17 protein-coding genes are annotated in these 21,158 nt (G+C 57.5%); 10 read left to right on the top strand and 7 right to left on the bottom strand.

Going from position 1 to position 21,158, the window contains the following annotated elements:
* The first annotated feature begins 17 nt into the window (after positions 1–17).
* Positions 18–1,307, top strand: coding sequence for a sensor histidine kinase (locus FZF01_RS05235; RefSeq protein WP_150277073.1), 1,290 nt, complete (start codon positions 18–20; stop codon positions 1,305–1,307).
* Entirely contained in the window at positions 1,304–1,945 is a 642-nt protein-coding gene (locus tag FZF01_RS05230) for a response regulator (protein WP_150277072.1), read from the top strand. Before FZF01_RS05235 ends, FZF01_RS05230 begins: the two co-directional genes overlap by 4 nt.
* Before the next feature lie 15 nt (positions 1,946–1,960).
* Here FZF01_RS05230 and FZF01_RS05225 read toward each other — a convergent pair whose 3' ends face one another.
* Positions 1,961–2,632, bottom strand: coding sequence for a pentapeptide repeat-containing protein (locus FZF01_RS05225; RefSeq protein WP_150277071.1), 672 nt, complete (start codon positions 2,630–2,632; stop codon positions 1,961–1,963).
* 67 nt (positions 2,633–2,699) lie between these two features.
* Positions 2,700–4,571 (bottom strand): quinoprotein ethanol dehydrogenase, encoded by a 1,872-nt coding sequence (exaA, locus tag FZF01_RS05220; protein WP_150277070.1) that lies wholly within the window; start codon positions 4,569–4,571, stop codon positions 2,700–2,702.
* A 373-nt stretch (positions 4,572–4,944) separates the two neighbouring features.
* Here exaA and pedF point away from each other — a divergent pair, with 373 nt between their 5' ends.
* From pedF to FZF01_RS05200, 4 genes are all read left to right on the top strand, one after another.
* Positions 4,945–5,376, top strand: a complete 432-nt coding sequence (gene pedF, locus FZF01_RS05215; protein ID WP_150277131.1) for a cytochrome c-550 PedF — start codon at positions 4,945–4,947, stop codon at positions 5,374–5,376.
* A 45-nt stretch (positions 5,377–5,421) separates the two neighbouring features.
* Positions 5,422–6,276 (top strand): substrate-binding periplasmic protein, encoded by an 855-nt coding sequence (locus tag FZF01_RS05210; protein ID WP_308420813.1) that lies wholly within the window; start codon positions 5,422–5,424, stop codon positions 6,274–6,276.
* 219 nt (positions 6,277–6,495) lie between these two features.
* Entirely contained in the window at positions 6,496–8,268 is a 1,773-nt protein-coding gene (locus FZF01_RS05205) for a PQQ-dependent methanol/ethanol family dehydrogenase (RefSeq protein ID WP_150277068.1), read from the top strand.
* A gap of 282 nt (positions 8,269–8,550) precedes the next feature.
* Positions 8,551–9,540, top strand: a complete 990-nt coding sequence (locus FZF01_RS05200; protein WP_150277067.1) for an alpha/beta hydrolase — start codon at positions 8,551–8,553, stop codon at positions 9,538–9,540.
* Between the two features lie 80 nt (positions 9,541–9,620).
* On the opposite strand, the gene FZF01_RS05195 is transcribed toward FZF01_RS05200, so the two are convergent.
* From FZF01_RS05195 to FZF01_RS19535, 5 genes are all read right to left on the bottom strand, one after another.
* Complete coding sequence (locus FZF01_RS05195) at positions 9,621–11,699, bottom strand: tetratricopeptide repeat protein (RefSeq protein ID WP_223825404.1); 2,079 nt, start codon at positions 11,697–11,699, stop codon at positions 9,621–9,623.
* Between the two features lie 254 nt (positions 11,700–11,953).
* Positions 11,954–14,128: a sulfatase-like hydrolase/transferase gene (locus tag FZF01_RS05190; RefSeq protein WP_150277065.1), complete on the bottom strand. Its 2,175-nt coding sequence runs from the start codon at positions 14,126–14,128 to the stop codon at positions 11,954–11,956.
* A gap of 79 nt (positions 14,129–14,207) precedes the next feature.
* A complete protein-coding gene (locus FZF01_RS05185; protein ID WP_223825403.1) occupies positions 14,208–16,358 on the bottom strand; it encodes a sulfatase-like hydrolase/transferase in 2,151 nt (716 codons plus the stop codon).
* A gap of 161 nt (positions 16,359–16,519) precedes the next feature.
* Positions 16,520–17,863 (bottom strand): metal-dependent hydrolase family protein, encoded by a 1,344-nt coding sequence (locus FZF01_RS05180; protein ID WP_223825402.1) that lies wholly within the window; start codon positions 17,861–17,863, stop codon positions 16,520–16,522.
* A 23-nt stretch (positions 17,864–17,886) separates the two neighbouring features.
* A complete protein-coding gene (locus tag FZF01_RS19535; protein ID WP_223825401.1) occupies positions 17,887–18,048 on the bottom strand; it encodes a hypothetical protein in 162 nt (53 codons plus the stop codon).
* 152 nt (positions 18,049–18,200) lie between these two features.
* Here FZF01_RS19535 and FZF01_RS05170 point away from each other — a divergent pair, with 152 nt between their 5' ends.
* The 4 genes from FZF01_RS05170 to FZF01_RS05155 all read left to right on the top strand — a co-directional run bounded on the left by FZF01_RS05170 (position 18,201) and on the right by FZF01_RS05155 (position 21,015).
* Complete coding sequence (locus FZF01_RS05170) at positions 18,201–18,611, top strand: PH domain-containing protein (RefSeq protein ID WP_150277064.1); 411 nt, start codon at positions 18,201–18,203, stop codon at positions 18,609–18,611.
* A complete protein-coding gene (locus FZF01_RS05165; RefSeq protein WP_150277063.1) occupies positions 18,608–19,099 on the top strand; it encodes a M48 metallopeptidase family protein in 492 nt (163 codons plus the stop codon). Before FZF01_RS05170 ends, FZF01_RS05165 begins: the two co-directional genes overlap by 4 nt.
* An 84-nt stretch (positions 19,100–19,183) precedes the next feature.
* The gene (locus tag FZF01_RS05160; RefSeq protein ID WP_373286444.1) at positions 19,184–20,077 is read left to right on the top strand and encodes a cation transporter; all 894 of its coding nucleotides are present in this window, start codon (positions 19,184–19,186) and stop codon (positions 20,075–20,077) included.
* Positions 20,074–21,015: a cation diffusion facilitator family transporter gene (locus FZF01_RS05155; protein WP_150277062.1), complete on the top strand. Its 942-nt coding sequence runs from the start codon at positions 20,074–20,076 to the stop codon at positions 21,013–21,015. Before FZF01_RS05160 ends, FZF01_RS05155 begins: the two co-directional genes overlap by 4 nt.
* The last annotated feature ends 143 nt before the right edge of the window (positions 21,016–21,158 follow it).

The following is a 21,158-nucleotide window of genomic DNA, read 5'->3' as shown; positions in this document are numbered from 1 at the left end:
CGTCCAGGAATTAGCCAATGCGCTCTATTTCGACTGCAACTCGCCTGACGGCCTGGGTTTGTGTGGCCTTCAGCATAGTGTTATTGGTCACCATGGGTGTGTTGCTCAGGCAGGCTGAAAAGGATGTCGTGCGTGAGCTGCAGAGCGGCCGGGCAATGGCACTGAGCTTGCTCGAAAACATGGCTCAGCGGCGGGTCTCTCCCGCGGTTGAGGTTCTCGATGATCTCCGCCATGTGCGCATCGCGAAGACTGGCAGTGTCGGCCATGATATTGCTCAACAAACTTCTGGTGCAGTGCCAGGGTGGTTGCTGCGCTGGATGCAGCCGGTGATAGATAAGTCATTTGCACCTGTATCTCTGGACTTTGCCGATGGCCAGCGATGGCTGGTCAGTCCTGATCCAGTCGACGAGCTTGAGGAGGTGTGGGAGTCGTTGCTCCTGCTGCTCGGCGTTTTTGCTGTTGCTCTTGTATTGTCATTGGTAGTCATCCATCTCTCGTTGCGTCGTGGGCTAAGAGCATACCGGCATCTGCTTGAAGCTTTGGAGCTTATCGGGGTTGGTGAATTGCAGGCACGCCTGTCACCTAGCAGCCAGACTGAGTTGAATCAATTGGCCAACCGCTTCAATCTCATGGCCACGGCCCTGGAGCGGGCAGAAGCAAGCAACCAGCAACTGACCCGTGCATTGATGACCCTGCAGGAGAAGGAGCGGATGCACCTGGCTCACGCCCTGCACGATGATCTGGGGCAATACCTGACCGGCATCCGGGCCCAGGCCTATATGCTTGGCGAATCATCTGGTCAGCCCGATCTGATTCGGCAGCACGCGCAACATCTTTTAGAGGCATGCAATGGTTTACAGCGTGGCTTCAGGGCGTTGGTCAAGGATCTGCATCCAGTCGTGCTGGACCGGTTAGGGCTGGAACAGGCTCTACGTCAGTTGACAGGGCAGTGGCAGCAACAACAGGGCATCCAGTGTGTGCTGGAGCTGGATAACCCTTTGCCTGATATGGCAACAGAGCAGCGCACGCATTTATATCGTCTATTGCAGGAAGCTTTGACCAATGTCGCTCGGCATGCCAAAGCCAGCTCGGTATGGGTGCGGCTGGTACTTCAGGGCAACGTGCTGCAAGTCAGTGTGCGGGATAACGGCGACGGTCTGAAAGACCAAAACGAATCCTGCGGAGTGGGCATGCGATCAATGCGCGAACGCGCTCGCTGTCTGCAAAGCGCATTGCAAGTCACCTCAAGCCCAGGCGTGGGTGTATTGGTGTCGCTCACTATTCCACTGAAGGGGCTCGCCGCATGAATATTCTTCTGGTCGATGACCACGCGATTGTGCGTCAAGGCTATACCAGCCTGCTGGGTATGACTTTCACCCAGGCTGACATCCGTGAGGCCGCCAGTGGAGAAGAGGCCATCAGCGCCGCGCAACAAAAGGTGCCTGATCTGGTGGTGCTGGATATCGGATTGCCGGGCATCAGCGGCATCGAAACTGCCCGGCGTCTGCTGCTGCGGTGGCCCTCACTGCGCATTCTGTTTTTCAGTATGCATGATGAGTTACCGCTGGTGCGCCAGGCATTGGCTGCTGGCGCACTGGGGTACATCACCAAAGGCGCAGCACCGGATGTGTTGCTTGAGGCGGTGAGGCGTTGCCTGGGTGGGCAACGCTATATAGAACAGGAACTGGCTACGCAGCTGGCCTGTGCTGGTCCCGACAACACCCTGGACCCGCGGCTGAAATGCATGACTCAGCGGGAGTTCGAGATTTTTGTCATGCTCGCCAAGGGCACGCCACCCAGGCGCATCGCCAGTCATCTGTGCATCAGCAGCAAAACGGTTTCGAATAATCTGACCGTGCTCAAGCAGAAACTGAATGTCAGTTCTCTCACCGAACTGGTCCACCTGGCTATCGATACAGGAGTAATTCGAGTGCAGGTGGCCTGAGCACGTCAGTATATGTCACTTTTCCCAGTCAAAAGGGCAGGCAGTGCAGTTGCTCATGTGCATGTTGAGAAAGGTGCCGTAATGCAGTCGGGCACCGGTCATATCGGCAGATTCCAGATTCGCGTGATTCATCTTTGACTCCTGCAGATTGGCATCGCGCAGATCTGCACCCTTCAGATCCGCCTTGGGCAACCAGGCCATCTCCAGGTTCACAGCACGCAGAGTGGCATCGTGCATGCTGGCACCACTGAAGCGGGCAAACTCAAGGTTGGCTCCGGTAAAGTCAGCATCCTTGAAATGCCCTCCCTGGGCTGTCAGGTTCCAGGCCTGAGCGCCAACAAAGCTTGTACCCACGGCGCTTACACCACGCATTGCGGTTTGTTGCAGGCTCGCCCGGTTGAGATTGGCCCCGTCCAGCCGGGCATTGTCCAGCTTCGCCTGATCCAGTCGGGCATGTCGCAGGTCTGCTCCGCGCAGGTCTGCACCAACAAGGTCGGCCTTGCGCAGGTCCACATGGCGCAGGTCAAGATTACGCAGGTCAACGCCAGGACAGCGTGTGCCTGGCATCAAAGCACAACCGTTGACAGTAACCACATCCTCCTCCGCAAAGTCGGCATCTTGCGCGGCAAGAGGTTGGGCAGCAATGATCCCTAGAACGATAAAGCTTGTGGCAAATAGTGATTTCATTGTCGCAGCTCCTATGGCAACGCCCGGTCTTGCCGGGCGTGCCTCAAGGGTTAAAGGAGTTAGAGGTTCAACGCTTGGCGCTGCTGGTATCCCAGCCAGGCAACTTGAATACCCAGAACGAGCCGCCCTGCGCAACGGGCTTGGTCAACTCAGCCATCTCGCCACCCCAGAGTGGTACCGCGCCGCCGTAGCCGGTGGTAACACCGATGTACTGTTCGCCATCCAATTCCCAGGTAACCGGCGGTGAGATGATTCCGGTGCCGGTCTGGAACTTCCAGACCTCTTCACCAGTTTTGGCGTCGAAGGCCTTGAAATAGCCGTCACCCGTGCCGGTAAAGACCAGATTGCCTGCTGTCGCCAGCACACCAGCCCAGAGGGGCAAGGGTTCTTTGTGTTCCCACTCGACCTTGCCTGTAGTGGGGTTCATTGCACGCAGAATGCCGACGTGATCCTCATACATGCGCTTGATCCGGAAACCCATGCCGAGGTAGGCAGAGCCTTTGTTGTAGCTGACTTCTTCGGTCCAGTAGTCCTCCTTCCAATGGTTCGCTGGCACGTAGAACAGTCCGGTATTCTGGCTGTAGGCCATGGGGTTCCAGTTCTTGCCGCCGAGGAAAGGGGGTGATACCTCTACCGCTTCGCTGCGCTCCTGGCCAGGCTTGAGCCGGGCAGGGCGTTGCCCTTCATTTTCTACCGGTCGGCCGGTCTTCAGATCGATGTGGCTTGCCCAGGTGATGTTGTCCACAAAGGGAAATGCGTTGGCCAACTTGCCGTTATTGCGGTCCACGACATAAAAGAAGCCGTTACGATCAGCATGTGCGGTGGCCTTGAGCGTTTTGCCGTCCTTGTCCTTGTAATCAAACAGCACCAGCTCGTTGTTGCCGGAGAAGTCCCAGGCGTCGTTGGGTGTATGCTGATAGAACCATTTGACCTCGCCGGTGGTGGCGTCAACGCCGACCTGACCTGAGGTGTAGAGACTATCGTAATCGGACGGTTTGCCGTCTTTTGAGGTGCGCGCCCATCCATTCCAGGGCGCGGGATTGCCAGCCCCGATAATAATGGTATTGGTGTCCGGGTCGAAGCTGGCGCTCTGCCAAGGGGCACCTCCACCCTGGCTCCAGGCCTCAACTTTGCCGGTGGGCGAGTTTGTATCATCAGGCCAGGACGGCGCCTTTACGTCGCCAGTAGGGGTGCTCTCTTCGCCATTAAGACGGCCCATGTGGCCCTCAACGAACGGCCGCATCCACAGTTCTTCACCCGTTTCAGGGTCGCGCGCAAAGAGTTTCCCCACTACGCCGAACTCATCACCGGAGGATCCATGAATCAGCATGACCTTGCCGGACTTCTGGTCCTTGATGATGGTTGGGGCGCCAGTCATGGTGTAACCAGCCTTATGGTCCCCGAATTTTTTACGCCAGACCACTTTGCCCGTGTCCTTGTTCAGAGCCACTACCCCAGCGTCGAGGGTACCGAAGAAGACCTTGTCCCCATAGATTGCCGCGCCGCGATTTACCACGTCGCAGCAGGGGCGAATGTCGTCGGGCAACCGATGCGAGTAGCTCCACAAACGGGCACCGCTCTTTGCGTCGAGTGCAAAAATACGTGAATAGGAGCCCGTTACGTAAATAATGCCTTCATGAATAATTGCCTGGGATTCCTGTCCGCGCTGTTTTTCGTCGCCGAAGGAAAAAGACCAAGCCGGCGTCAGTTTGAAAACGTTGTCCCGGTTGACCTGTTTCAGCGGGCTCCAACGCTGGGCGTTGGTCCCCATGCCATATTGCAGCACGTTATGAGTTGAGGTGTGATCGTTGGCAATATCGTCCCAGGTGACAGGTTTGGCGATGGCATAGGGCGCAGCCAGGCTGATACTGGCAGCCATTGTCAGACATTTGATGGCCTGGGCGAGAGGGCTTGGAGCAGTTAACTTTCTTGTTTTCATGGCAGTGTTTCCTTGTTGTTGGATTAGGGCAGCAATGCTGGTCCACGTCCCCATCTTGGTCAGTCGTCTTTTTCGGTGATACGGAAAATGACCCGGGGTTTGCGGGAAAAAACCCCGGGTAGCTGGCGCTTGGGATGCCCTCAATTGGAGCGCTACTTTGGACGGAGCAAATCAATGCTTTTGGCTGTTCTAGCTGTTAAAAGCGGCTTTGCCTGGCTTGAGAATCCGGTGCGGTGGCTGAAGTGTTTAATACCAACGGACTAATTTGCGGCCACCAAAGCAGCATTGGGGTCAGGTCGGTCCGTTCCTACCATGGCCCTCGGATACTCAAATAATGATCCGTGCCTGACACGGCCGAGAGGTGAGCCTAATGATGCATTTCAAACAAGCCCTGAAGATAAGCGCCCTGGGATTACTATTGGCTTCTGGCCAGTCCCTGGCGCACGGCAACGTCACGCCACAGTCAGTGGATACCAAAAACCTGGAGAAACTCGGCGAGGAGTGGCTTGAAACCAACCCCTATCGAGATCATCCGCAACATGACCTAGCAGTAAAAATAGGTGCTTCTGCCTATAACCAGAACTGTGCGTCCTGCCATGGACTGGAAGCCATCTCTGGGGGTATGACGCCCGATTTACGAGAGCTTGAGACCGGTGATTACGGTGATGAGTGGTTCAAGGAGCGGGTCGTCAATGGCGCTGTACGCGACGGCCGGGTGTATATGCCGCGTATGGGCGACGTGCTCAGCCAGGAAGCTCTGTGGGCAATTCGTACCTGGTTGGAAACTGTTGCGGTAGAGCAATAAAGCATGCTTTCCCTGAGGATTGTGGGCTTATGGTGTTGCTTGTTGATGGCCATGCCGGCGCTGGCGTTCAACATCACGCATATCCGCGACCATGATGAAATTATCGATTCCGGTTATCTCAAGGTGGCCGTCTATGAAGACTACCCACCCTATAGCTTTATGCACGATGGTCAGCCTCGAGGCGTTGACGTCGAGCTGGCCAAGGTGCTGGCTGCAGAGCTTGACCTGGAGTTGCGGCTGCAATGGATGAAGCCGGACGAAACCTTTGACGGTGACCTGCGCAATCACCTCTGGAAAGGTCATTACCTGCGCCCTGGTCAGATCGCCGATGTGATGTTGCGGGCACCCAACGACAAAGCGTACAGCACAATGCGTGATGACCTTGGCTTGCCTGCTCACGAGCTGGTTCACATGTTCGGCCCGTATCAACAGGAGCGTTGGCAAGCTGCCTATAACCCGAAGAAGATAGACGCGGTGCCCAGCATTGCGATCTTTCAATATCACCCTGTTGGCGTTGAAGAGGATTCGATTCCCTCGTTCTACCTGGCCAGTGTCATGAATGGTCAATTAAGCAAAATGACCCGCCATTATCGCAACCTGGCTCTCGCCTTCGAGGCTATGAAGACTGGGGAGGTACACGCGGTGATGGGCACGCAGGCCGAGATTGACTGGCTACTTGCCAGAAATGCCGAGGCCGGCATGCAGTTGACCGAAAATGCCTATCCGAATATGGGCAAACAGGTCTGGGATCTGGGGATGGCAGTCCATGACTCCAACCGCCAGCTGGCTTATGCCCTGGGTGATATCACTGAAGCCATGGTGCTGGATGGACGCATGGCAGCGCTCTATGCCGAGTATGGTTTGCGTTACATGTTACCGAGTTATTACGCCGATATCTGAACCGGTTCATGCTTGCCGGCTGGCATGGCAGTCTTGCCATGCCAGCCGGCTTTTTTGTGCCCGCGATCAGGGTATTGCTACCAAGTGATGAGGTAAATCACCCCTGGGTTGCATTGTTGAGAAGATCCTCGCAGCGAACAATCAGGGCCTGAGGCGGGAAAATTTCCCGGTTCTTCGCTGACTCGACCATCACAACAATACATCTTTGAGGTAGCAGCAATGACACACCGCTCATCCTTCGCCTTGACCGCCCTGGTAACCGCCATGAGTTTTTCCGGCTTGGCTGTCGCTGGCGTCACCTATGACGATATCACCAACGACGCGACCACAACCGACTCCATTGTCTCCTACGGCATGGGTACCCAGGGCCAGCGCTACAGCCCACTAACCATGGTAAACGACACCAACGTAAGCCAGCTGCAGCCTGCATGGGCCTTTTCGCTTGGTGGTGAGAAACAGCGCGGCCAGCAAGCACAGCCGATGATCAAGGACGGCGTGATGTATATCACCGGCTCCTATTCTCGTGTGTTTGCAGTCGATGCCCGCACCGGCAAGAAACTCTGGCAATACGACGCCCGCCTGCCAGATGGCATCATGCCCTGTTGTGACGTGATCAACCGCGGGGTTGCCTTGATCGATGATCTGGTGATCTTCGGTACGCTTGACGCCAAACTGGTTGCACTGAACAAGGACACCGGCAAGGTTGTATGGCGCAAGACCGTAGCCGACTACAAGGCAGGCTATGCCATTACCGCAGCGCCGCTGATAGTTAACGGCCGCTTGATTACCGGCGTGTCGGGTGGTGAATTTGGGGTTGTTGGCAAGATTGAAGCCTACGACCCGACCAACGGAGAGCTGCTCTGGACTCGTCCGACCATCGAAGGTCACATGGGTTATACCTACAAGGACGGTAAAGCCATCGAGGCAGGTATTTCCGGTGGCGAAGCCAACAGAACCTGGCCCGGCGATCTTTGGAAGACCGGTGGTGGTGCGCCTTGGCTGGGCGGTTTCTATGACCCTGAAACCAATCTGCTGTTATTCGGTACCGGTAACCCCGCGCCCTGGAACTCGCATATGCGCAAGGGCGACAACCTTTACAGCTCCTCACGACTGGCGCTCAACCCCGACGACGGCACCATCACATGGCATTTTCAGACCACGCCGAATGATGGCTGGGACTACGACGGAGTAAACGAGCTCGTGTCCTTCAACTACAAGGAGGGCGACAAGGAAATCAAGGCTGCCGCGACAGCTGATCGTAATGGTTTCTTCTATGTGCTGGACCGCACTAATGGCAAGTTTATCCGAGGTTTTCCTTTTGTTGACACCATCACCTGGGCCAAAGGGCTAGACAAGAACGGTCGGCCAATCTACAGCGAGGATCACCGTCCAGGTGCGCCCACAGAATCGGGTGATCAGGGGAAAACCGTTTACGCGGCTCCTGCGTTCCTTGGGGGCAAGAACTGGCAGCCCATGGCCTACAGTCAGGATACCGGCCTGTTCTATGTTCCATCCAACGAATGGGGCATGGATATCTGGAACGAAAGCACCGCATACAAAAAGGGTGCCGCCTACCTGGGCGCTGGCTTCACCATCAAACCTATCCACGATGACTACATTGGTGTTCTAAGGGCAATGGACCCCAGAACCGGCAAGGAAGTCTGGCGCGTGAAGAACCCGGCGCCACTCTGGGGTGGGGTACTGAGCACCAAAGGTAACCTGGTCTTTACCGGCAACCCGGAAGGCTACCTGATGGCTTTCAACGCCAAAAATGGAGAAAAGCTGTGGGAGTTCAACACCGGCTCTGGCGTAATCGGCAACCCGGTCACCTGGGACATGGATGGCGAACAATACGTATCCGTGCTCTCAGGTTGGGGCGGCGCGGTGCCGTTGTGGGGCGGCCAGGTAGCCGAGATCGTCAAGGACTTCAACCAGGGCGGCATGCTGTGGACCTTCAAAATTCCGTCATCATCTACGGTGGCCAAGCGTTGAGTACATGGTTTAACCAGCAACAGGTGTGTAGGTAGGAGGTAAGGGCTGGGAGTTCGAATCAATCAGCTCCTGCCAATAGCCAACAAAAGGCCAATCATAAATGATTGGCCTTTTGTTTGGGATCAACTGCAGCGCCGGTGCGGATACCTCGCACTGAGCGGGATAAAAAATAACTATGTATCAGTATATGACTAAATCCTGAATTGCTAACTTGTCTCCAGCCTGTGATAGAGTTCACATCTTGAGCACGGACTAGCTGTTTTTCACATAAAGGAATAAGTCATGAAAAAGCCTCTGCTCGCCACGCTGGCGGTCGTTGTAGTGTCTTTTGTTGGTGCATTGGTATTGTCGGTCGTTTTCGGCGGTCCCTCCGCGCCGTCGGTTATGGCGTCGGCAAACAACCCATTTGATTCAGTGGATTATTCCGGCTTACCCGAGCTAAGCAACTACGCCGCTCGGGACGGCCAGAATCTGGGGTTTCGCCGATATGACGTCGCGAATCCGCAGGGCAGTGCGGTGCTGCTCCACGGCTCATCCGCTGACAGTCGTAGCATGCATCTGATGGCACAGGCTTTGGTAGACGCAGGTTTTGCCGTGCATGCTCTGGATGTGCGCGGGCATGGCGCTTCGGGGGCCAAGGGGCACGTCGCTTATGTGGGCCAGCTCGAGGACGACCTCCAGGACTTCATGGAGCAAGTACAGCCGGCTGCGCCGGTCACTCTGGTGGGCTTTTCTTCCGGTGGCGGCTTCGCCTTACGTGTAGCGGGCGGTGAGCATGCCGCGATTTTTGATCACTATCTGCTTCTCGCTCCGTTCGTCAGTCATGAGGCTCCCACTTATCGCTCGGGCAGCGGCGGCTGGGTGAACGTGGGTCTGCCTCGCTATGTGGCGCTAGCCATTCTGAACCAGATGGGTATTAAGCAATTCAATCACCTGCCTGTAGTGAGTTACGCCCTGAGTGAGCAAGCACGTCAATCGCTGACGCCGGAATACTCTTTCAACCTTGCAGAGAACTATCGACCACAGGCCGATTACGTCGAGGTGATAAAGGGGATTCAGCAGCCTACACAGGTGCTAGTTGGAGCTCAGGACGAGATGTTTTATCCGGCGGAGTTTGTCGATGTGTTTGGTGCAGCTGAAAGGAGAGTGCCGGTTACGCTTGTTGAAGGTGCAAATCACGTGGGGCTGACGCTTATGCAGCCAGCGCTCAACGCCCTGATTGCAGCAATGAGTGAGCTGCGTGATCTGGATAATCTGCGCAGCAAAAGGTGACAGGTTTATTCATGTGCTCAAAAAGGCGAGCTAGAGCGCTTTGTCTGCAGTGGATGCAGAATCTATATTTACGGCCATAGCTACCGCAACTTTTGAACTGCCGGATCATCAGGATTCTGCGCTCGAAGCTCTTCCATCAGTGCCTTCGATTTTGCCGGCGCCTGCACACTCAGGTAGCTGACCAATGCCAGCCGCACCTGGCGGTTGGCAGGATCGGCAGCCAGGTTCTCTTCCAGTAGCCGCAGCGCTTTGTCCCGCTCGCCACTGTCATGCAGAGCGACTGCCAGCACGTATGCGTAGTCGGCGTTATCAGAGCCCAGTTGCTGGGCCAGGGCCAGGGCAAGCGCTGGCAGGGCCTCGGCGAGGTTGCCCTGGCGTACCAGAGCGAGCCCCAGCGCGTGGTGCAGGCTGGGTTCGTCTGGATGCCGTGCGATGGCCTGTTGCAGCAGCGTCAGGCCCCGTTTCGGGAGGCGAAAGTACTGCTCCTGCCATTGCGCCTGCATGATTATGGCGGGGAAAAAACCTGCATCGCGTTCAAGTGCATCGCGCAGGGCAGCCTCAACCTTATCTTCACGGCTGCTGAGTTGATACAGCATGGCCAGATTGAAGTGCGCGTCAGCGCGCTCCAGCAGATTGTTCTGCACCTGCTCGTATTCAGCGCGCAGTGCCGGCCAGGCAGTCAGCCCGGATCGTGTCTGCGCGGGCAACTGGGCCAGTTGCCAGGCAGCTGCCAGACGCACGGCACGAACGGGATCGGCTGCCAGCGGCGCGAGCAGGTCTCGCAGTTGGGTTTCGCTGGCAAGCGCGGGCAAGCTGTTGATGGCCGCCACCCTCACGCTGGGATCAGGATGTCGCACTGCGCGGGCCAGTTGCTGTAGTCCAGCGAGGGAAGGGTAGCGGGGCAGTTCGCTGACCAGCGTGGCCACTCTGATAGCCGGTTGATCGTCACGGGCGAGCTGCCTGAATAGGGCGGCTGCAGCGCCAGGCTTGCCGCCACGTGCAGCGGCCATATCCTGAGCATATCCGCCATCGCGTGGCAGCGCCTCGGGATACTGCGCCAGAAACTGCGCGACTAGCTCTCCAGGCTCGACCTGCTGATGGCAGCCCAGGCAGGCATCGCTATGGCTCAGCTCCAGTGCCTGCGCCGGGTTGGGCGAGGTGAAGCTGTGGTCATGGCGCAAGTCGTTGGTCATGTAAAGCTTGCCGGGCATATGGCAATTGATGCACTGCGCGCCTGGCGAGCCGTTTGGGTGCTTGTGGTGGTCTGGTGAATCATAGTTCTTTGCTTGCAGGCCGCCGCCCTGAATTGCGGCCCGGGTCGGCTGCGCATTGCTGTTGTGGCATTGGGTGCATACGCCATTGCCCGATGCGCGTAGCTCACCGCTGTGCGGGTTGTGACAATCGGAGCAGACCACTCCGGCGGCGTGCATCCTGCTCTGTTTGAAGGAGCCGTATTCAAACACCTCGGCCTTGATCTTGCCGTCTACCTCGTAGAGGTCCGCACTGAGAATGCTCGGCAGAAAGTCGTCCATCAATGCATTGCCATGTTGGTAACCGTCATCCAGCGGCGAGCGACGGCTATGGCAGCGGGCACAGACTTCCACTTCTTCAGTGGATGCAATGCTCGGGCTGGTGGCGAACCCCATGGAGTTATTTTGCTGATCGGGCTCGGTTGCTGGAGTGTCTGCGGCCCATTCGAGGTGCCCCGACGCAGGACCGTGGCAGCTCTGGCAGCCCACGCCCGGGGCTTGCCAGCGGCTGGCGAAAGTGTCGGTGGCGGCATCGTAGTTGCGTTTGAAGTCAGTGGCGTGGCACTCGATACACATGAAGTTGGCGTTCTGTACGCTACCAGTCCAGTGCAGGCGATCCTGGTGGTCCACACCCTGGTCCTGATACAGATGAAACCAGGCCTGCTGCTGCGTATCCCAGGCCATGCCATGGGCCTGCAAACGGCCGCCGGGCATTTCCAGAAGATACTGCTGCAGTGGCTCAATACCGAAGGTGTAGGCCACCTTGGCGTCTACGGGCTGGCCGTCAGCCCCCGGGGTCTGAATAACAAAGGCTCCGTTGTCGCGTAGAAACCGGCTGCTCTCTGTATCGCTGTCGATCTGCTGCCCGCTGAAGTCGCCGAGGACCGAATGCTCGGCGGCCGGCTGCATCGCCAGTTGGTGGTGCGAGCCTTGCCAGTCTGCAAAAGCCGCGGCATGGCAGCTCTGGCATTGGGCTTCATTAACCCACTCGGGCGGGGTTATGGCGGTGCTGTGCTCGGCTACAGACTCAGACTCAGACTCAGACTCAGACTCAGACTCAGACTCAGACTCAGGTATTGGTGCAGTGGGCGAGGGCACTGCCCACCACGCCGTCGCTGCTGCACCTAACAGCAGGAGGACCAGCGGCCAGGTCCAACGCCTACTCATGGTTGCGGGCAAGGACCAAGATTGGCATTGATGATGTCGCGGTCCAGGTCATTGGTAAAACCATCGATATTGAAATCATAGGTACTGGACCCACCCCAGCGCGCCTGCACGACGGCCAGGGCGCTCAGATCCAGATCATCCACCACGCCGTCGCCATTACCGTCTCCGGGACAACTTGGCTGTGAAGCCAGAACGGTGTTGAGCTCCGTTTGCAAGAGCGCAAGATTGCTCTGCTCCTGTGGGTTCAGATTTTGCGTATCGAGTTCAAGGCCGGCCCTGTCAAGTTGTGGCAGGATCGGATTCTGATCGATGGCATAGAACTCTTCCGAGACCACTTCAACCCCAGTGTCGGTAGTGACGTCGTAATCCAGCGCCTGATTACGCACCAGCTTGAACGCGTCATTGCGCACCGCCTGGGTGCCAGTCGGGCTCATGACAATGCGGTTGGTGTCGTAATTGGCAGGATCGTTATCGTAGATGGCCTGATTGACTTCCCAGCATTGGGTGAGAGCACCCTTGAGAACCGTTGGGTCGTCGGCACCAAGACCCCACCAGACGCCAGCGTTGTCCTCACACACACTTTTGCTGATGGGGGTGTGTGAGCAGGAGCTGCCGAAGAATACGCAGGGCCCGTTGCGCCCGCCGTTAACCTGGATATTCAGGCCCCCCTGGGTAAAGTTGTACTCGCGCAGGCTTTCCTGCGCGGGGTCTGCAAGGTAGGGCTGCATGCTTACCGAGTCCACGCCACGCGGTACCGCGGCAGATACGTCTATACCGGCCGTCTCGCCGAACAGCTGAAACACATCAACTGCGTTGATCATATGCTCCACGGCCCGGCCAGGTGCTTCCACCATGGGGCCGGCGACAATCAACGGTACCCAGACACCCGTCTGATAAGTGCTGCCTTTTGCGCGGTTGGGGTCCAGGGGCGCCTTGACTACAGGGCCGAAGCTGCCGTTATCGCCAATCACAACCACCATGGTGTTGCTCGCGGCCGAATCATAGATAAGGGAGCCATCAGGCCGTACCTGAGCGATGCCGGTTTCGACCAGCAAACGGCCCAGTTCGGTATCCATGGCTTCGATCATTGCATCGGACAGGCGGCGCTGATTCAGCGAGTCGCTGCAGTCACTGGTCAATTCTGCGTTGATGCCGGATGGTAGTAGCTCGGCAGGCGGTTGCTGCAGCGGCGTGTGAGCCGAGCTAAAGCTCAGGGTGGTCATCCAAGGGTCGGCTTGACTGTTGCGGGCGTTGATCCATTCAATCGCCGCATTCACCTCAATGGTCGAACGGTAGCCGCGCCCGCGCGTATCGCTCAAGGGCGCCTCGAGCACATTGCCCCCTGCGTTCACCACCAGAGGCGAAACATAATGTGCATTGGCCTGCTGGAAATTCACCTCGGCGGGTGCGTCAGCCTGGCAGGTCGCCTGGGGTACCAGCACGCCGCCGCGTGACACGCACTGCAGGCCGGCGGAATCTCCCAGTGCGCTGGCACCGACGATTTCCGTGCACTGGCTACCGCTATCGGTAGGCACATAGCATGCCCCATAGCTAGCGCCGTTGGGTTGGGTTTCATCCGGTATGTATCCGCAGTTGTACGTCCCGGGCGCGGCAACACCGCCAGCCGTGGTATCGATCGAGTCGGGCACCCCGTCGACCCAGCCGTAAAACGTCCCCCAGCCACTCTGGGCTGGCGCGCCGTTACCGGCCTCGTTGAACCCTGCCTGAGCCAGGTGATACTTGCCAAACATCGCACTGGTATAACCGGCCGGCTCCAATAGCTTGGCAACGGTGATCTCTTCTGGATCGGTCTGCGAATTGGCCAGGTCGTTAGGGCCTATGGCCAGTTTGATATTGGTCCGCAAGGGATAGCGCCCGGTCATCAGAGCGGAGCGCCCCGGGGAACACTCGGGCATCGACCAGGTATTGCGGAAACGCACCCCGGCATCAGCGATAGCACCGATGGTCGGCATGCTCGGCGCTTCCGCGCCACCGTAGCCGAAAGTGCTGAGCTGATCGACACCCACGTCATCCATGATTACGAACAGAATGTTCGGGGTCTCGGCGCCACTGACAGGAGGGGAGTTGTCACCCCCTGAGTCCGATCGGCAGGAAGCAAGGGCAAATAATCCAGCCAACAGCAGCACTTTGACGCCTAGTGTTGATTTCATGAGAATCTCTTCTAATTATTCGAGCTTTTCCAAGCGTAAGTGCTAGTTGAGCTGCAGGTATTGATTATTGCATGGCCGGTCACAGACACTCCAGACCGAGGTTGTCCTCGATGATCTGCCGGTCCGCGGCATCAGTCAGGCCATCCAGGTTGAAGTCGTACCAGCTGGAGCGTCCCTGGTTAAGTTGAGCGAACACCGCCCAGTCGCGCAGGTCTTTCTGGTTGACGACCCGATCCAGATTGCCATCGCCAGGGCAGGGCGGTTCGCTAGTGACTATGCTGTCCAGCTCCGCCAGCAAGGTTTCGTAATTCTGCTGCTGGTCCGAGGTCAGCGCTGGGCGGGTCAGCAGATCCTGGGTGGCAAAGTTGTCCAGACCCTGAAGGGAGCCGCTTTCGTTTATTTCATATAACTGGTTGCGCAGCGTGAGGCTGCCATCACCCGCTGCACAGTTGGGTTCTTCCAGCTGCAGCACCTTGAAGCGATCATTGCGCACCGTTCGCTGGGTTTCGGCAAGAATATCGAAAGGCGCTTCGCCGCCGTTTTCCCGGTAGGTGTTTACCGCGCAGCAGGAGCTAAAGGACTGGCCGGGCACCACACCGTCATCGCCATACCAGGTGCCACCCTCGGACAGACACAGGCCTTTCTGCGGGAACAGCTGCAGGCAGATATTGACGTCGGTGAGCACGCAGGGCTGCGGAATACTGTCAGCCAGGTTGCGTCCCGACATGGAGAAATTGGTGTCGCGCACGGGCGGCGCATCCGGGTTGGCAAGGTAGCTGTCCATTGGCTGGGCATCCAGTCGGTCAGCAACGGCCGGAGCGCTCAGGTCAGCACCGCCTAGTGTGGCAAACAGGTGATAGAGGTCGGTGGAGTTGACCATAGCGCCCACCGAGCGGCCGGGTTGTTCGACGGTGGCGCCAGTGACGATCAACGGCACCCAGATACCACCCTGGTAAACCGTACCCTTGCTGCGGGCAGGCAGGAATGGCTCCTTGACTACCGGGCCGTAGGTACCGTTGTCACCCACAAAGGCCACCACGGTATTGCTCGCTGGGTTGTATTCCAACTCGCCATCATCGTTTTCGATAAAGACCCCTGCCGCCAGCAGCACACGGCGTAGCTCGGTATCCAGCGCTTCCATGGTCTGATTCATCAACTGGCGGGTGTCTGCGTCGTTGTCACAGTCAATGCCGGTATCTAGCGCACCGGCTACGGGTGCCAGGCTGGCGGGTGCTGGTTGCAGCGGTGCGTGTGAGGCCGAGTAGCCAAGCGAAAGCATCCAGGGTTGGTCGTCCGCCTGCGCCTGCATCCAGTCGATGGCAAGGTTGGACTCCAGTTGCGTGCGATAAAGTCTTGAGGCGGGGTCATCCACGTCCAGGCGCCGTGAACTGTTCTCGTCGCTGATCACGACTTCGGCGGTGTAATAGGCATTCTGACGGGTGAAGTCGAGATAAGTGGGTATTTGCGCAGCGCATTGCTGGCCGGGATCAAACAGGCCGCCGCGCTCCAGGCACACCTTGCCGGGTACGGATGCATTGCCAGTCGTCAGCAATTCACAACTGCCGCTTGGCTGATAGCAGGCCCCGGTATCGGCGCCCTGGGGATGATCAGAGGCCAGGGGTACGAAGCCACAACTGAAGGGGGCGGCGCTGCTATCGAGGTTGTCCAACCCTGCCGTCACATCGATCGGGCGCGGGCCACCGTCAAAATAACCGGCGAAATAATCAAACCCCAGGGCCCTGATCGCTTCATCACCAAAAGGGTGGTTGGCCGGATTCACATCCGAACCTGTAATGTGAATCTTGCCAATATAGGCGCTGACATAACCCTCGGCTGCCAGAACGTGAGGCAGGGTTTTTTCAAAGGGTGAGGTCTGCGAGTTGACCAAATCGGTAGAAACGATCGCCGTGTTCACATTGGTCCGCGGCGGATAGCGGCCGCTGAACAGGGCTGCACGCGTGGTCGAACAGGTAGGCATGGACCATGTATTGGAAAAGCTCACACCAGTGGCAGCGAGGTTGCCAATGGTAGGCGTGGCTGGCGGCTGCGTACCGCCAAAGCCAAAACTGCTCAACTGATCGACGCCCACATCGTCAGCAATTATCAGAATCAGATTGGGTTTGTTTCCGCTGTCCGGCGCCGGGCTCTTTAATAATGCACTGCTACCACCGCTGTCGAGACAGGCAGTCAGCAACAGGGGCGAAAGCATCAAAGCCAGTATGCGTACCAAGTGAAGATTCTTGTGTTCTTCTAAGGCGCCTGGATGGTCGGCCAAGTGAGAATTGCTCTGCTGGTGGGTGTGTGTCCAATACTAGCCCGGTGCCATGAACATGTATGCACTTGATTCGCTTCAGAGGCCCCTGATCGCGTTTCAGGAGCCATGCTCTTGCCCTAAAGTGTATTTTTATAGATCACTCCCTGCTTGATGATCATCCGAAAATTCTGCTCGGGGTCAGCGATCAGCGCGAGATCTGCGGTCGGGTCACCCTCTACCAGCAAAAGGTCGGCAATAGCGCCGACCTTGACGACGCCCAGCGGCGCGGGCAGCGGATAACGTGGACCGGCCAGGCTCATTAGCGCGCCATTGTTACCGGTGGCAATTTGCAGAACCTCGCCAGGGGTATACCAGCGTTGCATGGACACCAAAAGCGCGTTCTGGCTTTCACCCAGATTGCCGGTGCCCAGCATATCGGTGCCAAAGGCGACCTTGATCTTGTGCTTGCGCGCCAATTCAAAGGCGCGATCGGTGCCCTGTTGCACCATTTGTTGCTTGAGGCGCGCCGCACCTGTTTTCGGGTTGGACAGCTCGTTGTCGATGAAGGGTTGCAGACTCCACCAGGCATCTTTTTTTGCCATCAGCCGCACGGTGTCCTCGTCTACCAGTTGCCCATGCTCAATACTGCGCGCGCCCGCTTCCAGCGCCATGGTGACTGCACGGGAGGTATAGGCGTGCACGGCGACATAGGTGCCCCAGTTTTCTGCAGCATCGACCGCTGCCTTCAATTCATCCGCAGTGTATTGGGTCACATCCAGCGGGTCGTACATTGAAGAAACGCCGCCACCGGCCATCAGCTTGATCTGCGTGGCGCCCAGCATCAATTGTTCTCTCACCCGCTTCAGTACCGCATCGGACCCGTCGGCAATCGCCGTAACGCCAACGCGATCGGCGTAATTCAAGGGAGCGTTTTGCGCCTGGGGTACTTCGTGGGGTAGCCGGAAGTCACCATGGCCGCCGGTCTGGGAAACCATGGCCCCAGAGGGGAAAATGCGCGGTCCCGTTACCAGCCCTTCTTCAATGGCGCGGCGCAAGCCAAAGGACGGCCCACCCATGTCCCTTACGCTGGTAAATCCACGCATCAGAGTGGCATCTGCCACCCGACCGGCGAGGAGATGGATGTAGGCGATATCCGCAGTCATTGCGCCGATCGAGGATGGGCTGACCAGGGCTGAATGCCAGTGGGCATCAATCAGGCCCGGCATGAGCGTACGGCCCCCGCCATCAAAGACCACGAGGCCATCATTCGCTGCGGATTCGATGGGGGTACTGCTGATATTGTCGATTCTACCGTTGCGCACCAGTACATGCATCGGCGCGCTGCTGCGTTCGGCGGATGTGCCATCAAACACATAGACGTTCCGCAGCAGCATGTCTCGGGCTACGGGCGGGGCTGCCTGGCTACTTACAGGGCCCAGCAGGGCAACAAAAAATACAAGCACAACGGGTAGGCGCATCATGGCAAGACTCCGGTGGGGGCTGGTTATTTATCAATGAATTCATCACTGAGCGCAATGCCCGCATTCAGAAAAACGCAGTCCAGTCGCTCGGATTTATCCAGCGCCGTGGCGATCATTCGTTGGTTATCAATACGCTTGCGCCCTGGGCTTGGGCCAGGCGCGCGGTAGCTTCTAAATGTACCCATGATCCGACTCCCTATGTGTGATAACCCTGTTTACTTCTAGTCACATTTATTCGATCAATGCGTGTGAAGACGTAGTCCGGGAGTGGGGCGCGACGAATCTGGTGTAAACTCGCCCCCTGACCCAGAATCAATGCGCCTACGGAGCCCTTTACATGACCTATATCGAAGAATCCCTGTCAGCGGGAGAGAAAGTCGAAGCACTTTTCCCTTTGCATTGGTTCGCCCGTTTGCCAATGATCCTCTGGATCGTACTGGCCATACCGACTCTGGGTATCACCTTGCTGTTAGCGCTCTATGAGTACCTCAAACTCAAGCACATGGAGCAGGGCGTGACCAACAAGCGCGTCATTCTCAAGCGCGGCATCATCAGTCGCAAAACCGATGAAATGAAGCTGCAGTCAATCGAAACGGTCGAGATCGACCAGGGTATTGGCGGACGCATGTTTGGTTACGGCACCGTCAAAATCACCGGTCGCGGTATCAGCGATGTGATCTTCAAAGCGATTGATGATCCGATGACGGTCAAGCGCCAGATTGAAAGCGTGAGCAATCCAGTAGGGTGACAGCGCTCAAGTACCTCAACGGGTACAGTCCGGATGTCAGGCAGCAGGTGCAGCGGCTGATCGACAATAATCAGCTGGGCACCTGGCTTGAGCAGCGTTACCCGCCGGAAAGTGGGCACAGCGTTCAGACCGATGCTGCTCTCTATGACTATACCCAGCGCCTCAAACAGCAACATATGCGTAGCAGCGGACCGGTCAGCAAGGTCTTCTTCGATACGCGCATGCACGTCATCGACAACGCCCTGGGTCAACATCAGTTTGTCAGTCGGGTGCAGGGCAGCAAGCTCAAGCGCAAGAACGAGATCAAGGTCTCGGCACTCCTCAAATCCCTCCCGGAACCGCTGCTGCGCATGGTCGTGGTGCATGAGTTGGCGCATTTGCGCGAAAAGGATCACAACAAGGCCTTTTACCAACTCTGCCAGCACATGGAGCCCGACTACCATCAGTTGGAACTCGACTTGCGGCTGTATCTGACCCTGCGCGGTTGAACAGCCCGATATGCACCGCTTGACCCTCCAGTAGCTATATGGTTTTTAATGGCGCAATCGAATCCGGGAAAAGGACGCAAGTGAGTGAAGGACGACAGTGTTGCCAGCCCCTGCTGCTGTTCGAGTGAGTCTGTTGCCCAGGTAAATACCGTGCACGCAGGTTCTGCCCAGTGGGCAAGCTTGTTCAAGATCCCCAAAATGGATTGCCCATCAGAGGAGCGCCTTATTCGGCTGGCACTTAACGGCTCCGATACGGTTCAGGCGTTGTTGTTTGATCTGGCCGATCGCCAACTGACCGTACTGCATGATGGTCCGGTAGATCCGATCTCCGCCAAACTGGCGACCCTGAACCTCGGGGCTCAGCTCCTGCAGACTCAGCCTGCCAACGCCGATCAGGTGCAGCAAGCGGAAGGCTCTGCACTCACCGAGGTTGCAGAGTCACGTACCTTGCGCTGGTTGCTGGGCATCAACGCTGTCATGTTCGTTGTTGAAATGACTGCAGGGCTCATCGCCCAGTCTGCCGGTCTGATTGCCGACTCCCTGGATATGTTTGCCGACGCCGCGGTTTATGGTCTCGCGCTTTATGCGGTAGGGCGTGCTGCCAGGTATCAGATGAATGCGGCGCGCTTTGCCGGTGTATTGCAGTTGGTCCTGGCCCTGGGCGTGTTGCTTGACGTAGGGCGTCGATTCCTGTTTGGCAGCGACCCGCAATCCAGCGCGATGATCGCCGTTGCCTTTGTCGCCCTGATCGCCAACAGCATCTGCCTGCTGTTGATTCACAAGCATCGCCACGGCGGTGTGCATATGAAAGCCAGCTGGATATTCTCGGCCAACGACGTCTTGATCAACCTGGGCGTGATCACCGCCGGAGTGCTGGTGCTCTGGAGCGGCTCCAATCTGCCTGACCTGGTGATCGGTACAGTCGTAGGCCTTATTGTACTCAACGGAGCGCGCCGTATATTGGCGCTGAAATCATGAGCGAACACAGCCACGATCACGGTCATGCCCATCACAACCATAACCACGGCACCGGCAAAACGTTGCTTTTTGCCCTGGTGTTTACTACAGCTTTCGCCATCGTCGAGGTTTTTGCAGGGCTGATGGCCAACTCGCTGGCATTGTTGTCTGATGCCGGGCACATGCTCACTGACTCGCTTTCACTTGCCGTTGGTGCCTTTTCCGCCTGGCTCGCCAACAAGCCCGCCTCACGCAGGCATTCGTTCGGGCTGCAACGTGCGGAGGTGCTGGGCGCGCTGTTCAACGTGATTTTCATGTTTCTGGTGATCGTGTATATCGCCTACGAAGCTATCCTCAGGATGCTCGATACCCCGGAGGTAGACGGGGGCACGGTATTGCTGATCGGCGGGCTGGGGTTGTTGGTCAATATCATCGTCGCCTGGGTACTGATGCGCGGTGAGCAAACCATGAACGTACGTGGCGCGCTGCTCCACGTGATGGGCGATCTGCTCGGCTCAGTGGCTGCGGTAGCTGCAGGGGCGATCATCTACTTTGGCGGCCCAGCCATCATGGACCCGATTCTGTCGGTGTTCGTGTGTGTGCTTATCCTGGTGTCTGCTGTCAGGCTGCTGGGCGCAGTCACCCGGGTGCTGATGGAAGGCGTACCACAGGGGATAGAGCCAGGCGACGTCAGCCAGGCTCTGTCAGAGATAGAAGGGGTGCGCGCCGTTCACGATCTGCACATCTGGAGCCTGTCCTCCACCAGCCATGCCATGGCCGCCCATGTGGACCTGGATGCCATGACCCAGTGGCACAGGGTATTACCGCAAATGCAGACTGTGCTGCGGGAGCGCTTCGGCATTGAGCACAGCACCTTGCAGCCGGAGGATGCGGAGATTCGGTTGGGGTGTGTGGTTGGTGTTGGGTGCGGCTCGGACGGTGCGCATGTTCACCGTTAGACCAGCAAGAAGTAATGACGGTTTTGATGTATTGCCTTTTAAGCTACAACTGTAGCCATTAAAGCTACATCAAGGTAAATCGATGCGAGATAGTTAACTCTTCTCCTAGTAGCGCCGCTTCCAATGCTCTGGCCAGAGGTGGT

This window comes from Halopseudomonas salina, from assembly GCF_008641105.1.
Note: the sequence above shows the minus strand (reverse complement) of the source record. Positions and strands in the feature narration are given on the sequence as shown.

Bases quoted from the DNA above. Each gene is read 5' to 3' on its own strand.
- FZF01_RS05235 (WP_150277073.1), top strand. From the start codon at position 18: ATGCGCTCTATTTCGACTGCAACTCGCCTGACGGCCTGGGTTTGTGTG.
- FZF01_RS05230 (WP_150277072.1), top strand. From the start codon at position 1,304: ATGAATATTCTTCTGGTCGATGACCACGCGATTGTGCGTCAAGGCTAT.
- FZF01_RS05225 (WP_150277071.1), bottom strand. From the start codon at position 2,632: ATGAAATCACTATTTGCCACAAGCTTTATCGTTCTAGGGATCATTGCT.
- exaA (WP_150277070.1), bottom strand. From the start codon at position 4,571: ATGAAAACAAGAAAGTTAACTGCTCCAAGCCCTCTCGCCCAGGCCATC.
- pedF (WP_150277131.1), top strand. From the start codon at position 4,945: ATGCATTTCAAACAAGCCCTGAAGATAAGCGCCCTGGGATTACTATTG.
- FZF01_RS05210 (WP_308420813.1), top strand. From the start codon at position 5,422: ATGGCCATGCCGGCGCTGGCGTTCAACATCACGCATATCCGCGACCAT.
- FZF01_RS05205 (WP_150277068.1), top strand. From the start codon at position 6,496: ATGACACACCGCTCATCCTTCGCCTTGACCGCCCTGGTAACCGCCATG.
- FZF01_RS05200 (WP_150277067.1), top strand. From the start codon at position 8,551: ATGAAAAAGCCTCTGCTCGCCACGCTGGCGGTCGTTGTAGTGTCTTTT.
- FZF01_RS05195 (WP_223825404.1), bottom strand. From the start codon at position 11,699: ATGCAGCCGGCCGCCGAGCATTCGGTCCTCGGCGACTTCAGCGGGCAG.
- FZF01_RS05190 (WP_150277065.1), bottom strand. From the start codon at position 14,128: ATGAAATCAACACTAGGCGTCAAAGTGCTGCTGTTGGCTGGATTATTT.
- FZF01_RS05180 (WP_223825402.1), bottom strand. From the start codon at position 17,863: ATGATGCGCCTACCCGTTGTGCTTGTATTTTTTGTTGCCCTGCTGGGC.
- FZF01_RS19535 (WP_223825401.1), bottom strand. From the start codon at position 18,048: ATGGGTACATTTAGAAGCTACCGCGCGCCTGGCCCAAGCCCAGGGCGC.
- FZF01_RS05170 (WP_150277064.1), top strand. From the start codon at position 18,201: ATGACCTATATCGAAGAATCCCTGTCAGCGGGAGAGAAAGTCGAAGCA.
- FZF01_RS05155 (WP_150277062.1), top strand. From the start codon at position 20,074: ATGAGCGAACACAGCCACGATCACGGTCATGCCCATCACAACCATAAC.